Here is a 21,151-nt window from a genome sequence, read left to right as displayed (position 1 = left end):
CGCCCTGACCATGGCCAAGCCATGGCTAGAAGTCACAACGCAGTGCCGGCGGCTATCTGTCCGGGATCGGCAGGCAGGTCAGGGTGAAACCGCTCTATCCCTTGCATGCGCCTTCGGATATTTTTTGTATCGGCGAATTTGGCACAATCGCTTCCCATGCCGCATTGGGATCAAAGAAGGAGTCAAGCAGCTGGCCTTCACCCATGCGCTGGGAATGATAGGTAAGGTAAGTCACGCGCCACATATTTTCGCTGCAATGCAGTTCGACCTGGACCTTGCTCGACTTGTACGTTCCCTTGGCCGCTGTCTTGACGGTAGAGTGATCGACAAGATGCCAGAGCCGCAAGTATTTTCCCGTCTTGCGGACCATGGTCGATTCGTAATAGAAGGCATCGTCTTCGGTCTCCGCAACCTTGATCCACTTGGCATTGGCGATACTGCATGCTGCGAGAAGGAATACCCCCGCCGCAAATTTACTTTTGTACATACCGTTCCGACATCATTTCAGCATTCAGCGAGCACCCGCATGCGGGCGGACTCGCGGATTTGAGAGCGTCTATCAAAATGACCGATGGCAAGGCGCGCAACGCGGCAAGCTGCACTTTGATAGACGCTCTACAACAGGATTTCTCGATCGGCCAGGATATCCCCCCGGTGTTCGAAGTCAGGCAGCATACCGCATGCGGGCAGCCAAAATCCGTCATCCGATCAAGGAATGCCGGATTTTCGCATGGGCGTGATCGGCCTGACGAGACATCCTTGGGTGAAACGGGCAATTCGCAGACTGGGAACCCATCGCGAATGAACACCGCTCCGCCGCCGGCTTCTTCTCTTTACTCCAGCCGCGAGCGGTTGGCGTTGACTGTCTGGCACGATACGGCGCGAGCCACCACCAGCCGCTGGCGGCGGGCGGCGGGCGGCGCAATTCCTCTATCGATTCCCGGCCGCATTTCCCCTTCCCGCACTTCCGGATCCCGAACCGGAATTACCGCGAGTGCTATCTGCAGAAGTGCCAGCGGGGTCGCTTACCGGTGTGGTTGTCGGTGTGGTTGTCGGTGTGGTTGTCGGTGTGGTTGCCGGTGTGGTTGCCGGTGTGGTTGTCGGTGTGGTTGCCGGTGTCGTTGCCGGTGTCGTTGCCGGTGTCGTTGCCGGTGTCGTTGCCGGTGTCGTTGCCGGTGTCGTTGCCGGTGTCGTTGCCGGTGTGGTTGCCGGTGTCGTTGCCGGTGTCGTTGCCGGTGTGGTTACCGGTGTGCCTGCCGGTGTGGTTACCGGTGTGCCTGCCGGTGTGGTTACCGGTGTGGTTACCGGTGTGCCTGCCGGTGTCGTTGCCGGCGTGCCTGCCGCTGGCGACGCGGAAGGCGTAGTCGCAGGCGCTGCGGATGGAACCGGCCTGGCTGCTGCCGGGCGGGCCGGCCTTGCGCTTGCCCAGGCGCCTCTGTTACCGGCGGCATCAGTCCAGGTGCCGACAAAGGCACCTTCCGGCTGAATGATGCCATTGAGGGTCCGTCCGGTGGTTGAGGTCAGTGCAATGGCGCCATCGTCCCTGACGCTGCCGCTGACCGGGACAGCGCTTCCACCAGCGCCCGTGTCGGCCAGGGAACCGGTTACCGTGCCATTCGTATTGATGGTCAGCGCGACGCTGGCGACTGCGGCACTCGGAGCGGCCGGGTCGCGGCCGCTGGCAAGCGTGGCAGACCACTGGCCGGTGAAATCGGACTCGGCGACGGTGGCAACCGGAGCGGTAATGGTGTTGGTCGTGCCCTTGCCGAACCGGTCGGACATTTCCGCCGCCCCCTTGCTGAGCGATTTCGGCAAGGTACTTGCATCGTAATAAGCCGTCTCCGCGGGCGCGGCCGGTGTCCTGTCGAGTGCCGCGCCATCGACCGTGCCATCGGTAAGATCTCTTGCAAGCTGCTCGGTGATGCCTAGTGCCGGCGGTGCCGCGGTGGTTGGCCGGCGTTTGGCCGCCGCTTTTGCCAGCCCGCCGAGCACCGTCGCCGCCACGCCGTAACGATTGGCGGGCAGGGCATTTTCCGCGCTGCTGCTGTCAACCGGTGTCGGCAGACTCTTCACCGAGGCCAGCTGCAGCTGCGGTTCCAGGGTGGCATTGACTGCGTTGCGTACCGCTTCATTGGCCGCGCGCACCTGTTCGGCGGTCAGACCGGTCAAATTGCCGGCAGACTGTGCCGCCGTACCGCCCGCGGTAGGGGATCGGAAATTGTTGAGCGCGTAACGGTAGGCCGACTCGGTCAGCGGCGACACGCCGATGTTTTCGTCGAACCTGTCGACGAGCGCATGCAGGACCTGCCCCGGGCCGAAGTCAACAAGCCGGTCCAGGCCCTCGTCATAGTATTGCGCTCCCGGACGCCCGGTCAGTGTCAGCAGAACCGGCCCATCTGAAGCGCGCGGGCGAATGGTGACCAGTCCGCGCGCAGAATCGGTCACGGCCGAGCCGAGCACGGCGCCGTCGGAAAGCCGCGTCACCGTCATGAGCGCATTGATAACCTTGCCCTCGCCGCCGCCGGCACCGGCGCCGCCTTCGCCGCCTCCGCCTGATCCGCCCGACCCACCTGATCCGCCGCCGCCCGAGCCGCTGCCTCCGCCAGCACCGCCTTCACCGCCACCCACACCGCCTGCATTGCCGACGCCACCGCTCTGGCTTGCGCCGCAGTTATCGACGCCGGTCTGCAGCACGCCGCCCCAGCCATCCGGATACACCGCGTTGATGTCGCCGCTGAATCCGGTTGCGATATAGCCGACGCAGGGCAAGGTTTGCGTACCGCCCGGCGCGTTCGCCGATGGTGTTCCGGTCGGCGTGGTTTGCGCCGTATTCGCACCCGCGCCCGTAGAGGCGGGAGAGCCGCCGTCACCGCCACCGCCGCCGCAGGCGGACAGTGCCAACGCCATTGCCAGGGCAAGGGTGGCGGGCTTCAAGGGGCGGGAAATTTGATTTGTCAGTTTCATGTCGGTGATTCCTTTATTGCGGGTGATGTCCGTAGTTCCGTGCCGCCGGCGATGCCGCCAGGTGGTTTGCTTCCTTGTTCAACCGCTGCTGCGCTGCAGACGGAAAGCCAGCCACGCCGGCCGATGCCATGTCTGCGTGCTGGTCCTGCAATCGGTGCAGCGCCACGGATGCCTTCCGGGCTTGTTTTCCGTCCTGTTCTACGTCCTGTCCCATCGCCAATGAACGGCCAACCACTTCGGGCTTGAAATATTTGTCGCGGTAGCGCGACATCGGGTAGTAGTCGGTCCGATCTCCATCGGGGCGATTGATGGTCCACCCTATCAGCGCGTCGGCGCCCTTGGCGGCATCGAAATATCCATCCTCGTTCCACAATACCCAGCGGCCGTCGCGCGTGGCGAACAGGGACATCAGCAGCGTGCCATCCTGCACCCGGCGCCAACGCAGGGTGCCATCCGCCATTGCCACCACAGCCACGCGGCCGTCCGCGCTGATGTTCACCGCACGCGCTTCGGTGGCGAGCGGAATCTGCCAGCGTTCGTAGCCGTCCGCCTCGATTCGGCGAAGGCTTCGGCTGGTTGCCAGCAGCAAGGCCGAGTCGTCCGGCAGAACGGCGACCGCGCGCGAGATCTCCGTCGGCGCCATTGGCACCGGACGCCCGGCAACCGAGACTTCATAACTGTTTTCCCAGATGCCGATCGGAATACGCTTGCTGCTTGTCCTGGATTGCCGTTTTGCATTGCGTTCGCCGGGCGTCAGATTGCGGCCGTTCACGGAAAAGGAATGTTGCTGCTCGCCCGGGGCGAAGCGCCAGGCGACGGTCTTCGCATCGTCGCTGATGGCCAGCGCATCGGCCTCGTAGAACTGGGCGCTCTTGGGCGCGGCCATGATCCTTGCGCGCTGGCCTTGCACCACGCCCCACGCAGGCTCCACCGTCGAGAACAGCACGCGGTTGTCCGACAAGGGCAGCATGTCGGTAATGGAATTGGTGGCTGCGCTCGTGTCGCTCACTTCGCCTTGCGGCCAGCTGATGCGCTTGATGACGAAGTCGTTGCGGCCGCGATAACCCGATCCCGCCGCATACAGGGCCGCGCCGTCGCGCTGCCAGGCAACATTGCGCAGATTGCCATGCGCAATGTCGTCGAATACGAAGGTCTTGGCCAGCGACTGTGTTGCCACGTCGAATACGTCGACCTGCACTTCGCGGGCCGACTTGCGCGACAGATAGCCGACGGCCAGCAGGTCGCCCTCGGGCGAGAACTGTACTCCCCTGGGATCCGGAAGGGCGCCGCGCAAGGTGGCCAGCAGCTGAACCGCACCGGCGATCCCGTAGACCCGCACCGTGCCGTCCGATACCGGCAGCGCAAGCAATCCGTTGCGCGAAAGCGTGATGCTCCAGGCATCCGCAGGCAAACGTTCCTCATGCACGAGATCGCCGTCGTCGTCGAATACGCGGAAGGCAGACGAGCCGGCATAAGCGGCGGCAAGCAACATGCCGTCGGGCGACCACTGCAGGGACTTGATATCGCCGCCGCGCGCGTTGACTGCCTTGAGAAAGGCCATTTTGCGGAGGTCATAGAGATAAATCCGGTGCCGGCCCTCGGGTGCCGCGGTAGTGCCGGCGAGCGCGAGCTTGCCTTGCGGGGAAACGGCGGCGGCGTAGAGACGACCGATGTTTTCCGGGCCGACCGGAAGATGCAGAGTCTGCAGCAGGCGGCCGCTGGATATCTCCCAGATGCGCGCCGTCTTGTCGTCGGAGGCGGTGACCAGGATCTTCTCTTCGGCATCGACCGCGATCTGTCGAATCGCCGCGGTGTGCGTGCCCGGATCGAGGGTCAGCACGGGGCCTTGCAACCTGTCCGTCGCCGCAGCGGAAAACGCCGCGGTCATCAGGAAGACGAAAGCGGCGATGCCAGGCGTTATGCGTTGTATCCGGTCACAAAGCCATTGTAAAAACGTGATGTGAGTCATGTTCCTGCTTCAATCATCGCCCCGTGGTTCTGCCTTTTCATGCTGGAATGAAAGGTGGGATCGGTAGTCCAATCCAATCTGCGCAGCATTCCGGGGAGCCAAGCCCGCGCAATAACGCCGGGCAGAGGCAGCCAGGAAATAACTGGCATAAGTGGCAATAAAATACTGTGGACTGCAGAAAACAAAATGAAGTTCAGGCTTCTTACAAATACGACTTGCATGAATGCATTTCCGCCGCTGGAATGCGGTGATGCCAGGCCTGAAAGTGTTATGCGTGAAAAGGAGAAAGTTTTCGCAAAGGAAAATGAACAGCGGTCGCCTTCGGACAGTAACAGTGACAGTGCTATGCCCTGTTCGTAATGAAGACCCCCGTGTGCGGATGAACGTGATGCTGATACCAAAACGGCCGTCCCAATGACGGCCGTTTTACGTGCTTGCTGGTTTGATGGCTTGCAGCATGGCTGCAGGATCAAATGACGTGATCGGTTACCGCATTCGCAAAGCGCTCCCTCGCGCTACGCCGGTAGCCCGGCACTCGCATCGTCATGTGCCCGGATGCCGGCAATAGCGCCGGGGACGCAGTCTTCCACCGCAGCCAGTCGCGATGTCATGCGAGAGTTTGCTTACTGCTGCCGCATGATCCCCGTGGTGGCGCCGTTCGTGATTACATGCACCGTCTCGCCAACCTTGTGCTGCATGGTCGGGCGCTCAATGACATATCTGCCTTCGGTACCGTCATTGAAGAGCACGGTGATTGCCGCGGGTCCGCCGGTTGCGGTAGTCACGACGGCGCTGTTGCCGGAGCTGGTGCCCACCAGTGCCTGGTCGACCACGGCGACGGTTTCGACGGCGGTCACCTTGCCGGTTTTATGACCGCTCTGGCCGGCGGCGGCACGTGTTTGCGACGCTGACGATGAGGGCGACGATGCGCAACCCGTGATCAGGGCAACGCCCAGCGAACAGATTGCGAGCGATTTAATGATTCCTGAATTCATGATGTTCTCCTTTTTAAGTCGGCGAGCAAGAAATTGATTTTCAGCATCAGACATTCGTAAAGCAGACGTGTGACTTCAAAGGTCCGGGCGAGTTCATCAAAGGCGATCCGGTGCGGCGCGGGCAGGCCGCACAGTGCGCTCCAAAACGGAAGATGCCGGACACTATCCCCGCGGCATCGCTTTGCCGCTAGAGCGGATTGCAGGCGGATGTATGGGAGAATCGGTTTGCCCTGGGATGCAGGGCAAGGCGGGAGAAGCGCCGTGTGGCGGGCCACACCAGCGACGAACAACGCGGGACACGCCCGGGGCAAGCCGGGGCGACCGACCACTCATCTGCAATTCGCGCTGAGGTTTGCATGGAAATGGTTCCATGCCGCGCTGGCCGGCATCAGCGCAGCGTCAACTCGTCGGCCTGAGACCAGCCGCCGCCGAGCGCCTGTATCAATGCGACCGCGGAGGTTTGGCGGTCGACTTGCGCCTGTGCCAGCGAACGACGCGCATTCAGCGCCGTCACCTGCGCGTTGACCACTTCCGTGTAGCCTACCTGCCCTGCCCGATAGCGGTTCAGCATCTGCTCCTCGGCCTGATCGGCCGCGGCCGATGCCTGCCTGCGCAATTCGACCTGGCGTCCCAGCACCCTAGTGGCCGCAAGCTGGTCTTCCACATCCTGGAATGCCGCCAGTACTGTCTGGCGATAGCGGGCGGTGACTTGCTCATGGGCGGCGCGAGCGGCGTCGACCCGGGCTCCTGTTGCACCGGCATCAAATATCGTCTGCACGGCGGACAGGCCGAGCGACCATAGCGTCGACGACGCGTTGAACAGATTCGCGACGCTGCCCGCGGATGTCCCATAAGCCGCATCGAGTCCGATGTTGGGAAAATAACCGGAGCGGGCGATGCCGATCTGTTCGTTCGCAGCGGCAACGCGCCGCTCTGCGGCGGCGATGTCGGGACGGCGCTGCAGCAGCGACGAGGGCACGACGGCGGGAACATCGGGCACGACGCTTTTCCAGGGGGCGGGCGCCAGAGCAAAAGAGGAAGGCAGCTTTCCGATCAATACCGCGATCGCATGCTCGAGCTGCGCGCGCTGGCGTTCCAGTCCGGCTTCGTCGGCCTGGGCATTGGCAAGCTGGGTTTCCGCCTGGAGGACATCGGTCTTCGGCGCAATGCCGGCATCGTAGCGGTTGCGCGTGATCTGCAGCACCCGCTGGTATCCGGCGATGGTGTTGCGCAGCAAGGCGGTCTGCAGATCGGTCAGCCGGAGCGTGAAGTAGTTGACCGCCAGCTCGCCCTGCGCGGAAAGGCGTGCCGATGCCAGATCGGCCGCGCTCGCCTGTGCGCTCGCGCTGGCATTATTGACGCCGGCCCGCAATCTGCCCCAGACATCCGGTTCCCAGCTGCCGCCGATACCGAACTGATAGGAATTGGATACGCGCCCGCCGCCTGCCGCCGCGATGGCGCCGCCGGTGCCGGTGCCGGTGGCAGAGCGGCGGGCGCCGGAACGGCCGGCGCCGCCATCGATCGATACCGCGGGAAAAAATGCCGAGCGCTGTTCGCGTACAAGCGCCCTCGCCTGCTCATAGGCTGCCGCGGCGGCTCCGACATTCTGGTTCGACACTTCGACCGCTGCCGCCAGTTCATTCAACACCGGGTCATCGAACACGGACCACCATGCCCCGCGGTCGATGCCGTCGGCGGGAGCCGCCGGCTGCCAGCCTTCGGCTTCCTTGAAGTGCGCCGGCAGCGGCGTCGCCGGCCGCTGGTACTCGGGTCCGATGGCGCATCCTCCGAGCAGGGCGGTGACGGCTGCGGCAATGGCGAGACGGCGGAGCTGGAGCAGGGATGTGTTCATGTCGAAGTGGGAGTGGCGTCATCAATGCGGCGCAGGCCGCGCTCGTCCGGGCTGCGCAGCCGCAGCTTGTCGAGCAGGAGGTAAACGACGGGTGTGGTCAACAGGGTGAGGAGCTGGCTTGCGATCAGGCCGCCGATGATGGCAACGCCGAGCGGACGCCGCAGTTCCGAGCCTTCGCCGAAACCGATCGCCAGCGGCAGCGCCCCAAGCGCGGCAGCCAGCGTCGTCATCAGGATGGGACGGAAGCGCAGCAGGCAGGCTTCGCGCACCGCCTCGAGCGGAGTCAGGCCGCGCGAGCGCTCCGCGTCCAGCGCGAAATCGATGATCAGGATCGCATTCTTCTTCACGATGCCGATGAGCAGGAACACGCCGATCAGCGCGATGATGGAAAAATCCATCTTGAACAGCAGCAGCGCCAGTACCGCTCCGACGCCGGCCGAGGGCAAGGTCGACAGCACGGTGAGCGGATGGACCAGGCTTTCGTACAGGATTCCCAGCACGATATAAATCACCACGAGCGCCGCCAGGATCAGCAGCGGCTGCTGGCTCTGCGATTCCTGGAAGCTGCGCGCCGCGCCGGCAAAGTTGCCGCGCACATTGGTCGGCATGCTGATCTCCGCCTCGGCCGCCTTGACCGCATCCTGCGCCTGGCCCAGCGTGGCGCCGTCGGCGAGATTGAAGGAAATGGTGGTTTCGAGTTCGGCATCCTCGTGGCTGACGGAGGCGGGAGCCGGCCGTTCCGCAAAGCGGGCGATGCCGGCCAGCGGCACCATGGTACTGGGAGCGGTGCTCAGGGCCTGGCCGGCGGACGGATCGCGCAACGCCGGGTTGGACACGGTGGCGGAGGCGGAAGCCGGCGCCGTCGCGGCGCCGGCCCCGGCAGCAGCGGTGTTGGCCGCAGTAGCAGTGCCGGTAGCAGCGCCAGCAACAGCGCCAGCAGCAGCGGCCACGTTCCCGCCGGCCCGCACCGGCACATAGATGTCCTTCAATGCCTCGGGGCTCCTCGCATATTGCGGCGCCACCTCCATCACCACGTGATACTGGTTCAGTTCGTCATAGACGGTGGCGACCTGCCGCTGGCCGAAGGCGTTGTACAGGGCGTTATCGACATCGCGCGAACTGACGCCCAGGCGAGCGGCCGTTTCGCGATCCACCTCCACATAGGTTTCGACCGCGTTCTCCGCCTGGTCGGTATCGACATCGATCAGGGCCGGCTGCCGCTTCATGGCTTCGGCAAGCTTCAGCGCCCAGGTCTTCAGGTCGGCGCTGCTGTCGCTTTTCAGGCTGTACAGATACGTGGAATTGCTCTGCCGTCCGCCGACCCGCAGGTCTTGCACCGTGTTCAGAAACAGCGTGACCCCGGTCACCTGCGCCAGCTGAGGACGCAGGCGGGCGATGACGGCCTGCCCTCCTTCACTCCGCTCCGAGCGCGGCTTGAGGTTGATGAACATGAAGCCGCCGCCGGCGCGGCGTCCGCCGGTAAAGCCGACCACCGTATCTACCGCGGGATCGCGCCGGATGATGTCGACCAGCTGCTGCAGCTTGCCCTGCATGGCCTGGAAGGAAATGCTGCGGTCGGCGCGCAGGCCGCCGTTGATCTGGCCGGTATCCTGCTGCGGAAAGAATCCCTTGGGCGCCGCGATGAACAGATAGACATTCAAGCCCACCACGGCGAGCAGGATGAACATGACGATGGCACGGTGATACAGGGCCCAGTCAAGGCTGCGTTCATAGCAGCGCAGCACCCAGCCGAAGCTGCGCTCGAAGAAGCCCGACAAAGACCGCGACAGGCGGCCCCGCTGCGTTGCTGCCTGTCCTTCGGACGCGGGCTTGAGCAGCAACGCGCACATCATCGGCGTGGTGGTCAGCGATACCACCATCGAAATCATGACCGCCGCCGACAGCGTCACGGCAAACTCGCGGAACAGCCGTCCGATCTGTCCTTCCATGAAGAGCAGCGGTATGAACACGGCCACCAGCGACACGCTGATCGACAGCACCGTGAAGCCCACTTCGCGCGCGCCCAGCAGGGCGGCCTTGAAACGATCCATGCCCTGTTCGAGATGGCGACTGGTGTTTTCCAGGACGACGATGGCATCGTCGACCACGAAACCGGTGGCCACCGTCAGGGCCATCAGGCTGAGGTTGTTGAGACTGAAGCCGAGCACGTACATGATGCCGAAGGTGGCCAGCAGCGATACCACCGTCGCCACGGCGGGAATGACGGTGGCGCGGAAGCTGCGCAGGAACGCGCTGACGACCAGCACCACCAGGACCACCGAAAGAATCAGCGTGAATTCGATTTCATGCAGCGATGAACGGATGGAATTGGTGCGGTCCGACGCCACCTGCAGGCGCACGTCCTGCGGCAACTGTTCCTGCAGCTCCGGCAGCAGCGCGCGCACGCCGTCGACGGTCTTGATGACATTGGCCCCGGGCTGCTGGGTCACCAGGACAATGACCGCCGGCTGGCCGTTGAAGAGGCCGATGGTCCGCCGGTCCTCGACGCCATCGATGACTTGCGCGACATCCTGCAGGCGGATCGCGGCGCCATTGCGCCAGGCCACCACCAGCCCACGATAGTCGGCGGCGCTCTTGCCGCCGTTCACGGTATCGGCCTGCGAATAAATCTGCAGCCGCCGCTCATCGCCTTCGATGGCTCCCTTCGGCCGGTTCGCCGTGCTGGCCTGGATCGCCGCACGCACGTCTTCCATGCTCACGCCATAGCGGTTGAGCGCGAAGGGCAGCAGCTCGACGCGCACCGCCGGCAGCGAGCCGCCGCCGATTTCCACGTCGCCCACGCCGGGCACCTGGGACAGCTTCTGCTGCACCAGGTTGGAGACTTCTTCGTAAATCTGCCCCGGCGAGCGCGTGCGTGAGGTCAGCGCCAGAATGATGACCGGCGACGCCGACGGGCTGACCTTGCGATACGTCGGATTGCTCTTGAGGGTGGCTGGCAAATCGACGCGGGAGGCATTGATCGCCGCCTGCACTTCGCGGGCGGCGGCATCGATCTTGCGGTTGAGGTCGAACTGCAGGCTGATGCGCGTCGACCCGGTGTTGCTGGTCGAGGTCATTTCATTAACACCCGCAATCACACCAAGCCGCCGCTCCAGCGGAGTGGCCACGCTGGTCGCCATCGTGTCCGGGCTGGCGCCGGGCAATGAGGCGCTGACCGTGATCGACGGATATTCGACCTGCGGCAGCGGCGACACCGGCAGGACAAAGAAGCCGACAATGCCGGCGAAGGCAATGCCGATCGTCAGCAATATGGTGGCGACCGGGCGGCGGACGAAGGGTTCGGACAGGTTCACGCAACCACCTCGTTCGTGCCGCGCCCTGTCCAGCGCCGCCCGAGCCGGTCGAAGGCGAGATAGATGACGGGCGTGGTGAACAGGGTCAGCACCTGGCTGACGATCAGTCCGCCGAAAATGGCCAGGCCAAGCGGCCTGCGCAGCTCGGCGCCCTCGCCCCAGCCGAACATCAGCGGCAGTGCCGCGAACAGCGCGGCCAGCGTCGTCATCAGGATGGGACGGAAGCGCAGCAACGCGGCCTGGTGAATCGCTTCACGCGGCGGCATGCCCTGGTTGCGCTCGGCATCGATGGCGAAGTCGATCATCATGATGGCGTTTTTCTTGACGATGCCGATCAGCAGGATGATGCCGATGATGCCGATCACGCCCAGCCCCTGCCCGGTAACCATCAGCGCCAGCAAGGCGCCCACGCCGGCCGAGGGCAGGGTCGACAGGATGGTCAGCGGATGGATATAGCTTTCGTACAGCACGCCCAGCACGATATAGACGCAGACCAGCGCGGCCAGGATCAGCCACAGCTGATTGGTCAGCGAAGCTTCATAGGCGCCGGCGGCGCCGAGGAAACTCATGGTGACCGAGCCCGGCAGGCCGATCTCTTTCGCGGCCTGCCTTACCTCGTCGACCGCCTTGCCGAGGGAAGTGCCGGGGGCGGTGTCGAACCCCAGGGTGGTGGCGGGAAACTGCGCCACATGCGTGATCTGCAGCGGCGCCGGGCGCTCGGTGATGGTGGCGACGGCGGACAACGGCGTGGACTTGCCGGAGCCGGTGCGCAGCGGCAGCAGGCCCAGCGACTCCGGCGTCGACAGCAGTCCGGGCCGGGCTTCCAGGATGACCCGGTACTGGTTGGTCTCGGTGAATATGGTGGAGACGATGCGCTGGCCGAAGGCGTTGTACAAGGCGTCGTCAATGGAGGACGCGGTCACCGACAGCCGCGAGGCGGTGTCGCGGTCGATCCTGACGAAAGCGGAGACGCCGGTGGCACCCGCGTCGGACACCACGTTGCGCAGCGCCGGCATGCCTGCCATGCGCTGTGCCAGCCTGTCGGCCCACTGCACCACGGTCGCATTGTCCGCGCCTTCCAGGGACACCCGGAACTGGGTCGGTCCGGTTTCGGCATCGATGGTCAGGTCCTGTGTCGGCTGCAGGTAAAGCGCCAGGCCGGGAATGCGGGCGACGCGTTCGCGCAACCGGTCCATCGTTTCCTGCTGCGAACCGCTGCGCTCTCGCTTGAGATTGATCAGCATGCTGCCGGTGTGAAGCATGGTGTTGTTGGCCGCATCCACGCCGACCACGGAGCTGAGGTTGTCCACATCGGGATCTTGCAGGATGGTCTCGGCAGCCAGCTGCTGCAGTTGCGCCATGCGCTGGTAGGACACCGACTGGGTTGCTTCGAGGCGGGCCCGGAGCTGGCCGGTATCCTGCACCGGGAAGAGCCCCTTCGGGATCACGATGTAGAGCACGGCGGTCAGCACCAGCGTCAGCAAGGCCACGGCGAGCGTCAGACCCTGGCGCGCCAGCACCCATTGCAGGCTCCGGTCATAGCGCACGACAACCCTGTCGAACATGCGCTGCAGTTTGCTCTCCCTGCGTTCCTCGCCGGGGCCATGCAGCCAGCGGGCGGACATCATGGGCACCAGCGTGAGCGACACCAGTCCGGAAATCAGGATGGTGATCGACAGCGTGACGGCGAATTCGCGGAACAGCCGTCCGATCACGTCGCCCATGAACAGCAGGGGAATCAACACCGCGATCAGCGAAACGGTCAGGGAAATGATGGTGAAGCCGATCTGCGCCGCGCCCTTGAGCGCCGCGGCCATCGGCGTCTCGCCCTCCTCGATATAGCGGGCGATGTTCTCGATCATGACGATGGCGTCATCGACCACGAACCCCGTGGCGATGGTCAGGGCCATCAGGCTCAGGTTGTTCAGGCTGTAGCCGAGCAGGTACATCGCGCCGCAGGTGCCGATCAGCGAAATCGGCACCGCGAGGCTGGCGATGACGGTGGCCCGCAGATCATGCAGGAAGGCGAAAATGACGAGCACCACCAGCACCACGGCCAGCACCAGCTCCATCTCGACGTGCTCGACCGAAGCGCGGATGCCGGTGGTGCGGTCGCTCAGCACATCGACGCGCAGCGATTCCGGCAGGCCCGCCTGCAGCTCGGGCAGGCGGGCCTTGATCGCATCGACGGTGGCGATCACGTTCGCGCCCGGCTGGCGCTGGACATTGAGAATGATGGCCGGCTTCATGTTGGCCCATGCGCCGAGCCGGACGTTTTCCGCGCTTTCCACGACTTGAGCCACATGCGACAGCCGCACCGGCGCGCCGTTGCGGTAGGCAACGATCAGGGCCTCGTAATCGGCCACCGTCAGCAGCTGGTCGTTGGAATTGATGCTGTAGGAACGGGTCGGGCCGTCGAAGCTGCCCTTCGCGCCGTTGGCATTGGCGGCGGTGATCGCGCTGCGCAAGGTGTCGAGCCCCAGGCCGTAGGAAGCCAGCGCCTGAGTATCGGCCTGGATGCGTACGGCGGGGCGTTGTCCGCCGTTGAGCGTCACCAGGCCGACGCCGGGCACCTGGCTGATCTTCAATGCCAGGCGCGTGTTGACCATATTCTGCACTTCCGTCAGCGGCAGCGTATCGGAGGTGATGGCCAGCGTCAGCACCGGGGCATCCGCCGGATTGATCTTGGCATACACCGGAGGCGCGGGCAGGTCGGCCGGCAGCAGCGAGCCGCCCGCATTGATGGCCGCCTGGACTTCCTGTTCGGCCACGTCGAGCGTCTGACCGAGACCGAATTGCAGCGTCACGATGGATACGCCGGAGGCGCTGGTGGAACTCATGCGCTGCAGGCCGGACATCTGCCCGAACTGGCGTTCAAGCGGCGCGGTCACCGTCTGGCTCATCACTTCCGGGCTGGCGCCGGGATAGAGCGTCTGCACCTGGATGGTCGGAAAATCGACCTGCGGCAATGCCGACAGCGGAAGGAAGCGGAAGCCGATGATGCCGGCAAGGACGATCGCCAGCATGAACAGCGACGTGGCCACCGGCCGCTGGATGAATGGCCGGGAAGGATTCATTGCATGGCTCCCAGTCTGGGTATTGGCGGCGCCTGTGTTGCCTGCATCATTGGCTCGGCGCCTCGCGGTTGCGGCGGGGTTCGCCGGCGGATGGCGTGGCCGGCAGGGGTGAGGCGCCGCCCTGCTCGACATTCGGGGCATTCGAAGCATTCGGACGCCCGCCTTCCCGGGCGCCCTGCCCCGAGTTGCCGTTGCCATCCCCGCCCGCATTGCCGCGGCGCGCGCCGGGAGCGCGGTTGCCGCCCGGACGATCGCTCGACAGCGTCACTTTCGCCCCATCCTTGAGCCGGTCCGCGCCCTCGGTAATGACCTGTTCGCCCGGCTTCAATCCGGAAACGATTTCCACCTTGTCCACCATGGACTGCCCGCGCTTCACCGATCGCAAGGACACCGTACGCTCGGCGGCATCGAGGACATAGACGAAATCGCCGTTCATGCCGTGGCGCACCGCGGACACCGGCACGACGGAAGCCCCCTCGATCGTGCGCAGCAGCAGCCTTACATTGACGAACTGGCTGGGAAACAGCAGTGACTTCGCATTGGCGAAGCGGCCTTTGGCCCGGATCGTGCCGGTCTGCGTATCCACCTGATTGTCCAGCGCAAGAAATTTACCGGTATCCAATTCATTGCGGCGATTGCGGTCGAGTACCGTCACCGGCAGGCTGGCGCCCTCGTTGATGCGTGTGCGCACCTCCGGCACCATATCCTGGGGCAGCGAGAATTCCACGTCGATCGGCGATACCTGGGTAATATCGGCAATGCCGTTGGCATCGCCGGCACTCACCAGGTTGCCGACATCGATTGCCCTCAAGCCAACCCTGCCGCTGATCGGCGCGACAATTCTGGTATAGCCGAGATTGAGCTTTGCCGCCGCCTCGGCCGCCTTGTCGACAACCACCGTTCCTTCAAGCTGCTTGACCAGCGCAGCCTGCGTGTCAACCTCCTGGCGGGCGATCGAGTCCTGTTCGAGCAAGGTCTTGTAGCGCTCGAGCAGCACCCGGGCATTCTGCAATTGGGCCTCGTCACGCTGACGCTGGCCGCTGGCCTGCATCAACGCCGCTTCGAACTGGCGCGGGTCGATGATGGCCATGAGCTGACCGGCGCGCACCGTCTGGCCCTCGGTGAACAACACTTCCTTGAGCACGCCCGACACCTGGGGCCGGACCACCGCGGTGGCCGAGGCGGCGACGGTGCCGAGCGCGTCCACCGTCACCGGAATATCGACACGCTCCACGGTTGCCACGCCCACCGTGGTAGGCGGCGGTCCCCGGCGGGCCTGCGGCGCCGGAGCACCCGAAGCCCCCGCAGCACCCGGCGGGCCGCCCGCATTTTCCGATGAGGGATGGGTCAGGTACCAGGCGAGCCAGGCAAGCAGCGCCAGCGCAATGACAGCGATGATGCTTCCGATCGGCAGTTTGCGCTTGGGCACCGTCGTTGCAACTTTTGAAACAGGTGGTTCGGCTCGTTGGTCCATTCAGTGTTCCTTGTGCCTCGCGACGAGCCTATGGTGTGCATTTGTCATGAGAAATCCAGCGAAGTGATGTTGGTGATCGGATGAGGCGGGCCGAATGCAACGCATGCATGGCACGGGCATGAATGAGGCCGACGTCGCCATGCTTGCATTTTGCCAGTGCAATGTATCGGATTGTTGTCTGTGGCGACGCCATTTGTATCGTACTGTTTGCCAGCATCCGGGATTGGCTTGCTTTGCCTTCGTTCCTGGGCGTGACGCTCATTGTAGACGTTTGTCGGAAGGCATAAGTGCCGCACCCCGGCGGCCTGCGGAAACTTGCCTTTTGGTCAAGCGGGCAGACATGAGGGGATGTCATCCACGACCAGGACAGGACGAGGAAATCTTCTTCGCGGACACGGTAGGGAACTTTATTCCGCCCCGCTCCTTGACGGCGTTTTCACGGTGGCGGATACGGATGCCGCAAACCTTATCCCGGGCATCGCTTTCTTCATCACGGCATGGCGGCACCGCGAGCGGGTCCGGGCCTGCGGTCAGCCGTTTGAGTCAGGTTTGAGTCAGTCGCCTCGATCTGACCGCCTAAACGCGAATTGGACGACACCTTCGCGGTCAGGAAGGCTTATAACCATCCCAAGCCATTCCGTGCCATGGGTTCGGAATCAAATGACAACCCAGTGATTGTCCAGGCGCAGCCTGGCCGGCAGGTCGAGTTCCGCATGGAGGTCCGGGCCGGCACCGTGCGCCTGCATGCTTCCGCCAGCCCACAAATCCCGGTCCCGGTTGGCGAGCGCGCAGGCTTCCTGCAGCGACAGGCCTGCCTGCCAACCGGATCGGGGGCGCCAGCAAGCCACGCTGTGGGCGCGCGGCGCGCTGACGGCGAAGCCATCCCGCCAGGCTGCAATGTCGCCGCCGTAGCCGCGCAGGGAAGCTGTTTTCGCATTCTCGGGGAGAGTCAGGACGCCGCCATCAAAGACGGCCAGGACGGGCGCGGCTTCCCGCTGTGCCGGAGTATCGTGTTCGGCCTGCATGGCGATACCGATCAGGTCTCCGTTGCGGGCAAGGTGCCGCAGGCTCAGCCGGCTGTCGTCGAGCCGCCACTGGCCCAGCATGGATCCATCGCGGGCATCGAGGCGAACCAGGGAAGAATCCATCTTGTGCAGATCGCGCTTGGCCCGGCCTGTCTCGGGCTGGGTGGGCACGCCGCCATTGGCAACCAGGAGTGAAGCGCCGTCAACCAGGATTTCATGCGCATCGATCCCCCGGGTTGGCCACTCGCCCTGCTTTTCAAGTCCGCGCGCATCCCAGACGCCGATCAGCCCCTTTCCCGAATCAAGATCCGTCTCGGTGGTGAAGATGCGCTTGCCGTCCGCGCTCCTTGCCGCATGGCCATTGAAGGCGCGGTCCGCTTCCGCCCAGACCCACTGCGGCTTGCGGCGCTCGGGATGCCAGCGGACCATCCAGTCGCCGGGCCGGCGTGCAAGCGCAAGAATGCTGCCGTCCGCTTCCGCCATCAGCCCGTGGGCACGCGTGGGTACTTCAAGGCTGGACACCGCCGACATGCCATGTCCGCGCGGCTGAAGAATACCGACATGATGGCCGCTGCCGTCATTCCAGGCCGCCGCCAGCCGCGGCCGGCTGGTCCGGCCCGCTGGCATTGCTGGCGTTGTTGAAGTTGCTGATTTTGCCGCGCTCCATGCAGGCATGACGCCGCACAGCAATGACACCATCACCAGGCGACGGCGCGCCAGCAGTTTTTCAGTCGCCGTCCGCATCCGAGAAACCGATACTGACGTTGAGCGCCGGCGCCACTTCATCTTCCGCCATCCGTTTCGTCGCCGCCAGGCTTTTGGCAGCCGGGAGCAAGCGGTTTTGTGCGCCGGGCGAGATGCCGCGCATTTGGGAATCCGCCTGCATGACGCTTGTCTTCCAGCGCTCGGCCAGGGCCCCTTGTCCTCGCCCGCGAAGATAGAGATCGATGGGAATCACGGCGTCGCCGGGCCTTGGCGCATCCTGCCCGGTGGAAATGGCCAGCGCGCGCAGCGATTCCCAATGCGCAGCCCAGCTGCGCGCCGTGGCGCCGCTGGCCGATCTGGGGAAACGCACCGCGCTGCGCGAAGCGGAATTCCTTTCACGCACCGGCCTTTCGATTTGCTGCCAGCGCAGCCGCTCCGCCGAGCCGACCCACTGGTTGATGAACTCGGTGAATGCCGCCGAAGTCATGTCGCTTTCCCACTCTGCCGGCGTGGCGCCGGCAAATGCGCGGTGAATCGCATCCGCCTCGCGAACAATGTCGGCGGCGACTTCTTCCGCATACGCACAGGCTTGAGCGCCCGGCGAGACCGGCTTTTCCCACAACAGCCACTCGAGCGCGGGAAAGCCCTTGGCGGGCGTGCCGATCCTTTCCATTGCGGCCGCGCCGCGGGGCGCCTGCTTGATGGCCCGTTCAATCAGTTGCGGACGCGTCGGCGTGAAATCGATGGCACGTATCGAACGCCGCTCGATGAGCGGGCCGAAGGGCACGGCGGCAAGCCGCTCCCAGGCGGACACGCCGGCTTCCCAGGCGCTCCTCGCCGTCGCGAGCGGTGCCGAAGGATTTGCAGGCGAAGCGCCGCAATATGACGTCAATGCCTGCTGCAGTTCCTTCGCCGCGTTCAGGAACGCGACCGCGCGCGGCTGGCCCCAATGCCGGTATAAGCCATTGACCACATCCGCCGGCTTGTACAGCGGCACGGCGACGTCCTGCCCGGAGAGCTGGGCGAGAGTCGCCGTCGCTGAAGTGGACAGCACAGCGGCAAGGGTCAGTTTGAGGATTTGCCGTCGATGCAGCCTGGTCATAAGGACTCCACGAATTTCACGAGTGCTGCGCGCTCGGCCGGGTTCATCTTCAACACCTGCTGCCTGCTTTCTTCCGCTTCGCCGCCATGCCAGAGAATGGCTTCCAGCACGCCGTCCGCCCGGCCGTCATGCAGCAGCCGGGTATGGCCGTTGACGTCCTTGATCAAACCGATTCCCCACAGCGGAGGTGTGCGCCACTGCCTGCCGTTGGCGGCGTAATCCGGACGCCCGTCCGCCAGACCCTCGCCCATGTCATGCAACAGCAGATCGGTGTACGGCCAAATCTTTTGGCCCTGCAGCGCCTTGCTTGACAGGCTGGGGAAAGGTCCGGCGCCTGTGGTATAGCTCGGCCGGTGGCATGCCGCGCATTGCGCCTGCATGAACAGGCGCTGCCCCTGCTGCAAACTACCCGCATCCTTCATCCGGCGCACGGGCGGCGCAAGCACGGCCTGGTAGAAGATCACATTGGCGAGCGTCTCGTCATCGATTTCCACTCGGGTGGCGGCATCACTGCCGTTCTTCGCCGAGAGGCAGTCCTTCTGCGCCTGCGAGCAGGTTTCGCTTGGAAATTTCGACGAGGTGATGCCGATGTCTCCCACGAATGCGCCGGCCGTCTGATGCGCAAGCGTGGCCACATTGGCCTTCCAGCCGAAACGGCCGATCATTTCGCGCGCGGCGAACGCATCCCAGACCCGGTTCGGCACGCCCTTGACCGGACCAGGGGCTGCGGCCTGCATCGCGGCATTGTTCAGGATTTCCTGTTCGGGAATGGCTTCCAGCAGGCCGGCCCCGATCAGCTGCGGTGCAATGCGCGGACTCACCAGCACATCCCTGGACATGGGGCCGTAGCCGAGATTGCGAAAACCATACAGCGGCTTTTGCAGGGTGTAGGAAGTGCCGTCGGCGAAACGGCCGCGCACTTCCTGCCAGCGCATCCGCACTTCGCCTTCCGGCTTCACGCCACGCACCGCCATGGTGCTGAACTGATCGCCGTAAGTCGGTTCCGGTTTCGGCGCACCGTGTTCGTCCCTGCCCGGCACGGACAGTCGCAGCAGCAGGCCCACCGGCTGCTCATCGCTCAAGCCCTTGCGGAATGCGGGCGGAGCCGCCCTGCCGTCCTGCACGTGGCAACCGCCGCAGGAGCGTGCAATGAAATGGGGGCCGAGTCCGTCGCGCGCAGTGGTGGAGGCCGGCGCCTGCACCCAGTTGCGGCGGAAAAAGGAGTTGCCGATGGCGAAACGGGTCCGCTCTTCGTCGCTCAGGTTGGCGGCGGGGAACGAGAACGCATTGCGTCCGTCGGCATGGACCGTGGTCGCGCCGCCGGGGAGTTCGGCTTGCGGATCGTTTCCGTCGAACGGGATGGCGGCGTGCAGCAGGGTCCCGCCCGCCGCCAGCAGAAAACCGGAGAAGAGAAAAACAGGTTTGATCACGGTTGAACCAGGGTCAGCCGGGTGATGCCAACCGCGTTTGCCGCATCCACCAGGTTCTTGGACTGTTCGACAAGGCTGTCGATGGTTGCCTGCACCCGCTGCCGCCCGGGCGCATCCTTGCCGCCCGAGATCTCGCGATCGAACGGTGCCTGGATGGCTTCCGCCGCTTGCACCGATGCGCGAATTCGCCGCGTCGTCTTTTCCGCCAGCGCGGCATCGCTTGCCGCCACCAGCGCCTGCAGGCCGGGGCCTTTTACCACTTCGCCGCCGGGCCGCTTGTATTCCCCGAGCCAGACGTTTTCTATTCCCTTCGCATTAGTCACCGCGTCGCGGTGGGTATTGTCGGAGAAGCAGCTATGCTCGTCTTCCTGATCCTGGCTCGACAGCGCCACTTCCAGGCGTTCTCCGGCGAGTTCGCCGCGAGACAGAGAGCCGAGGCCGACGAAGATCTTGCGCAAGGATTCCTTGCCGCCCTTCTCGAAGCGCGCACGGTAGTTCCCGCGCTGGCCGGGCGCCCACGCCTTGGTCAGGCTCTGCAGGTCGTCGATCAGCAATTCCGTCGTTACCTTGAGATACTGGCGGCGCCGGTCCGCGTTGGGCGCCTTGCCGTCGACGAAGTCTTCGAACGAACGGTTGCCGGGCCCGTTCTGCGAAAGATCCTGCCCCCACAGCATGAACTCGATGGCATGCCAGCCGGTGGCGATGTTTTCCTCGCCGTCGCGTTCATTCAAGGCGGACAGGGATTTCTTCGTGATCGCCTGCTTGCGGTTGTTGATGATGCCCGCTTTCGGATCGCCTTCGACCGAATCGACGTAGGACTCATCCATCGGCCAGGCATTGAGACGGCCTTCGGGGCCTTTTTCATCATCGATCGGCCCGCCGTAGAAACGGAATGCTTCCGTCTGCCCGTACACCTCGCGGGCGTCGAGCCAGGCCTTGCGGGCCTTGTCCAGCGCTTCCCTGGAAGGAGCGCCGAGAAAGGCGTTGACGGCCTGCTGCATCTGTTTTGCGGCGAGAACCGTGTCTGCATAATTGGCATGGACCAGATTGGCGTAATGGCCGACGACGTGCTCGGGGGTCGGCGCCCCCTGTGCCAGAGCGAAGGGGCTGGACAATCCGAGTGACATTCCCAATACGACTGCTGCAAGCGTACTTTTCATCTGAGTGTTCTTTCCATACCTGATGCCGCAATGATCGCAGCGGATGCTTCCATGGTTGCCGAGTGACTTGCCCGAGGCGACGCC

At 64.4% G+C, this 21,151-nt stretch carries 13 protein-coding genes; all 13 read right to left on the bottom strand.

All coding sequences use genetic code 11. The features are described from left to right. Nucleotides 1–94 precede the first annotated feature (94 nt). The 13 genes from FH061_RS27015 to FH061_RS26955 all read right to left on the bottom strand — a co-directional run bounded on the left by FH061_RS27015 (nucleotide 95) and on the right by FH061_RS26955 (nucleotide 21,067). Nucleotides 95–487: a surface-adhesin E family protein gene (locus tag FH061_RS27015; protein WP_151638937.1), complete on the bottom strand. Its 393-nt coding sequence runs from the start codon at nucleotides 485–487 to the stop codon at nucleotides 95–97. 443 nt (nucleotides 488–930) lie between these two features. Continuing rightward, nucleotides 931–2,964 carry a hypothetical protein gene (locus FH061_RS30730; RefSeq protein ID WP_192805275.1) on the bottom strand — a complete coding sequence of 678 codons (2,034 nt, stop codon included), beginning with the start codon at nucleotides 2,962–2,964 and terminating at the stop codon, nucleotides 931–933. A gap of 13 nt (nucleotides 2,965–2,977) precedes the next feature. Continuing rightward, the gene (locus FH061_RS27005; protein WP_192805274.1) at nucleotides 2,978–4,804 is read right to left on the bottom strand and encodes a WD40 repeat domain-containing protein; all 1,827 of its coding nucleotides are present in this window, start codon (nucleotides 4,802–4,804) and stop codon (nucleotides 2,978–2,980) included. Between the two features lie 125 nt (nucleotides 4,805–4,929). Beyond that, the gene (locus FH061_RS27000; protein WP_151638935.1) at nucleotides 4,930–5,154 is read right to left on the bottom strand and encodes a hypothetical protein; all 225 of its coding nucleotides are present in this window, start codon (nucleotides 5,152–5,154) and stop codon (nucleotides 4,930–4,932) included. A gap of 402 nt (nucleotides 5,155–5,556) precedes the next feature. After that, complete coding sequence (locus FH061_RS26995) at nucleotides 5,557–5,928, bottom strand: hypothetical protein (RefSeq protein ID WP_151638934.1); 372 nt, start codon at nucleotides 5,926–5,928, stop codon at nucleotides 5,557–5,559. Nucleotides 5,929–6,316: 388 nt separating this feature from the next. Further along, nucleotides 6,317–7,780 carry an efflux transporter outer membrane subunit gene (locus FH061_RS26990; protein ID WP_151638933.1) on the bottom strand — a complete coding sequence of 488 codons (1,464 nt, stop codon included), beginning with the start codon at nucleotides 7,778–7,780 and terminating at the stop codon, nucleotides 6,317–6,319. Further along, on the bottom strand, nucleotides 7,777–11,094 hold the full coding sequence (locus FH061_RS26985) for an efflux RND transporter permease subunit (protein ID WP_151638932.1): 3,318 nt from the start codon (nucleotides 11,092–11,094) through the stop codon (nucleotides 7,777–7,779). Before FH061_RS26985 ends, FH061_RS26990 begins: the two co-directional genes overlap by 4 nt. After that, nucleotides 11,091–14,171 carry an efflux RND transporter permease subunit gene (locus FH061_RS26980; protein WP_151638931.1) on the bottom strand — a complete coding sequence of 1,027 codons (3,081 nt, stop codon included), beginning with the start codon at nucleotides 14,169–14,171 and terminating at the stop codon, nucleotides 11,091–11,093. The genes FH061_RS26985 and FH061_RS26980 overlap by 4 nt, the downstream gene beginning before the upstream one ends. A gap of 46 nt (nucleotides 14,172–14,217) precedes the next feature. Beyond that, on the bottom strand, nucleotides 14,218–15,645 hold the full coding sequence (locus tag FH061_RS26975; protein ID WP_151638930.1) for an efflux RND transporter periplasmic adaptor subunit: 1,428 nt from the start codon (nucleotides 15,643–15,645) through the stop codon (nucleotides 14,218–14,220). 656 nt (nucleotides 15,646–16,301) lie between these two features. Next, nucleotides 16,302–17,414, bottom strand: a complete 1,113-nt coding sequence (locus FH061_RS26970; protein WP_225984914.1) for a DUF1513 domain-containing protein — start codon at nucleotides 17,412–17,414, stop codon at nucleotides 16,302–16,304. After that, a complete protein-coding gene (locus FH061_RS26965) occupies nucleotides 17,398–18,477 on the bottom strand; it encodes an imelysin family protein (RefSeq protein WP_151638929.1) in 1,080 nt (359 codons plus the stop codon). Before FH061_RS26965 ends, FH061_RS26970 begins: the two co-directional genes overlap by 17 nt. Next, complete coding sequence (locus FH061_RS26960) at nucleotides 18,474–19,907, bottom strand: di-heme oxidoreductase family protein (protein ID WP_404822519.1); 1,434 nt, start codon at nucleotides 19,905–19,907, stop codon at nucleotides 18,474–18,476. Before FH061_RS26960 ends, FH061_RS26965 begins: the two co-directional genes overlap by 4 nt. Continuing rightward, nucleotides 19,904–21,067, bottom strand: a complete 1,164-nt coding sequence (locus FH061_RS26955) for an imelysin family protein (RefSeq protein WP_151638928.1) — start codon at nucleotides 21,065–21,067, stop codon at nucleotides 19,904–19,906. Before FH061_RS26955 ends, FH061_RS26960 begins: the two co-directional genes overlap by 4 nt. Nucleotides 21,068–21,151 lie beyond the last annotated feature (84 nt).

This window comes from Noviherbaspirillum aerium, assembly GCF_008929045.1.
Taxonomy (GTDB): Bacteria; Pseudomonadota; Gammaproteobacteria; order Burkholderiales; family Burkholderiaceae_D; genus Noviherbaspirillum; species Noviherbaspirillum aerium.
Note: the sequence above shows the minus strand (reverse complement) of the source record. Positions and strands in the feature narration are given on the sequence as shown.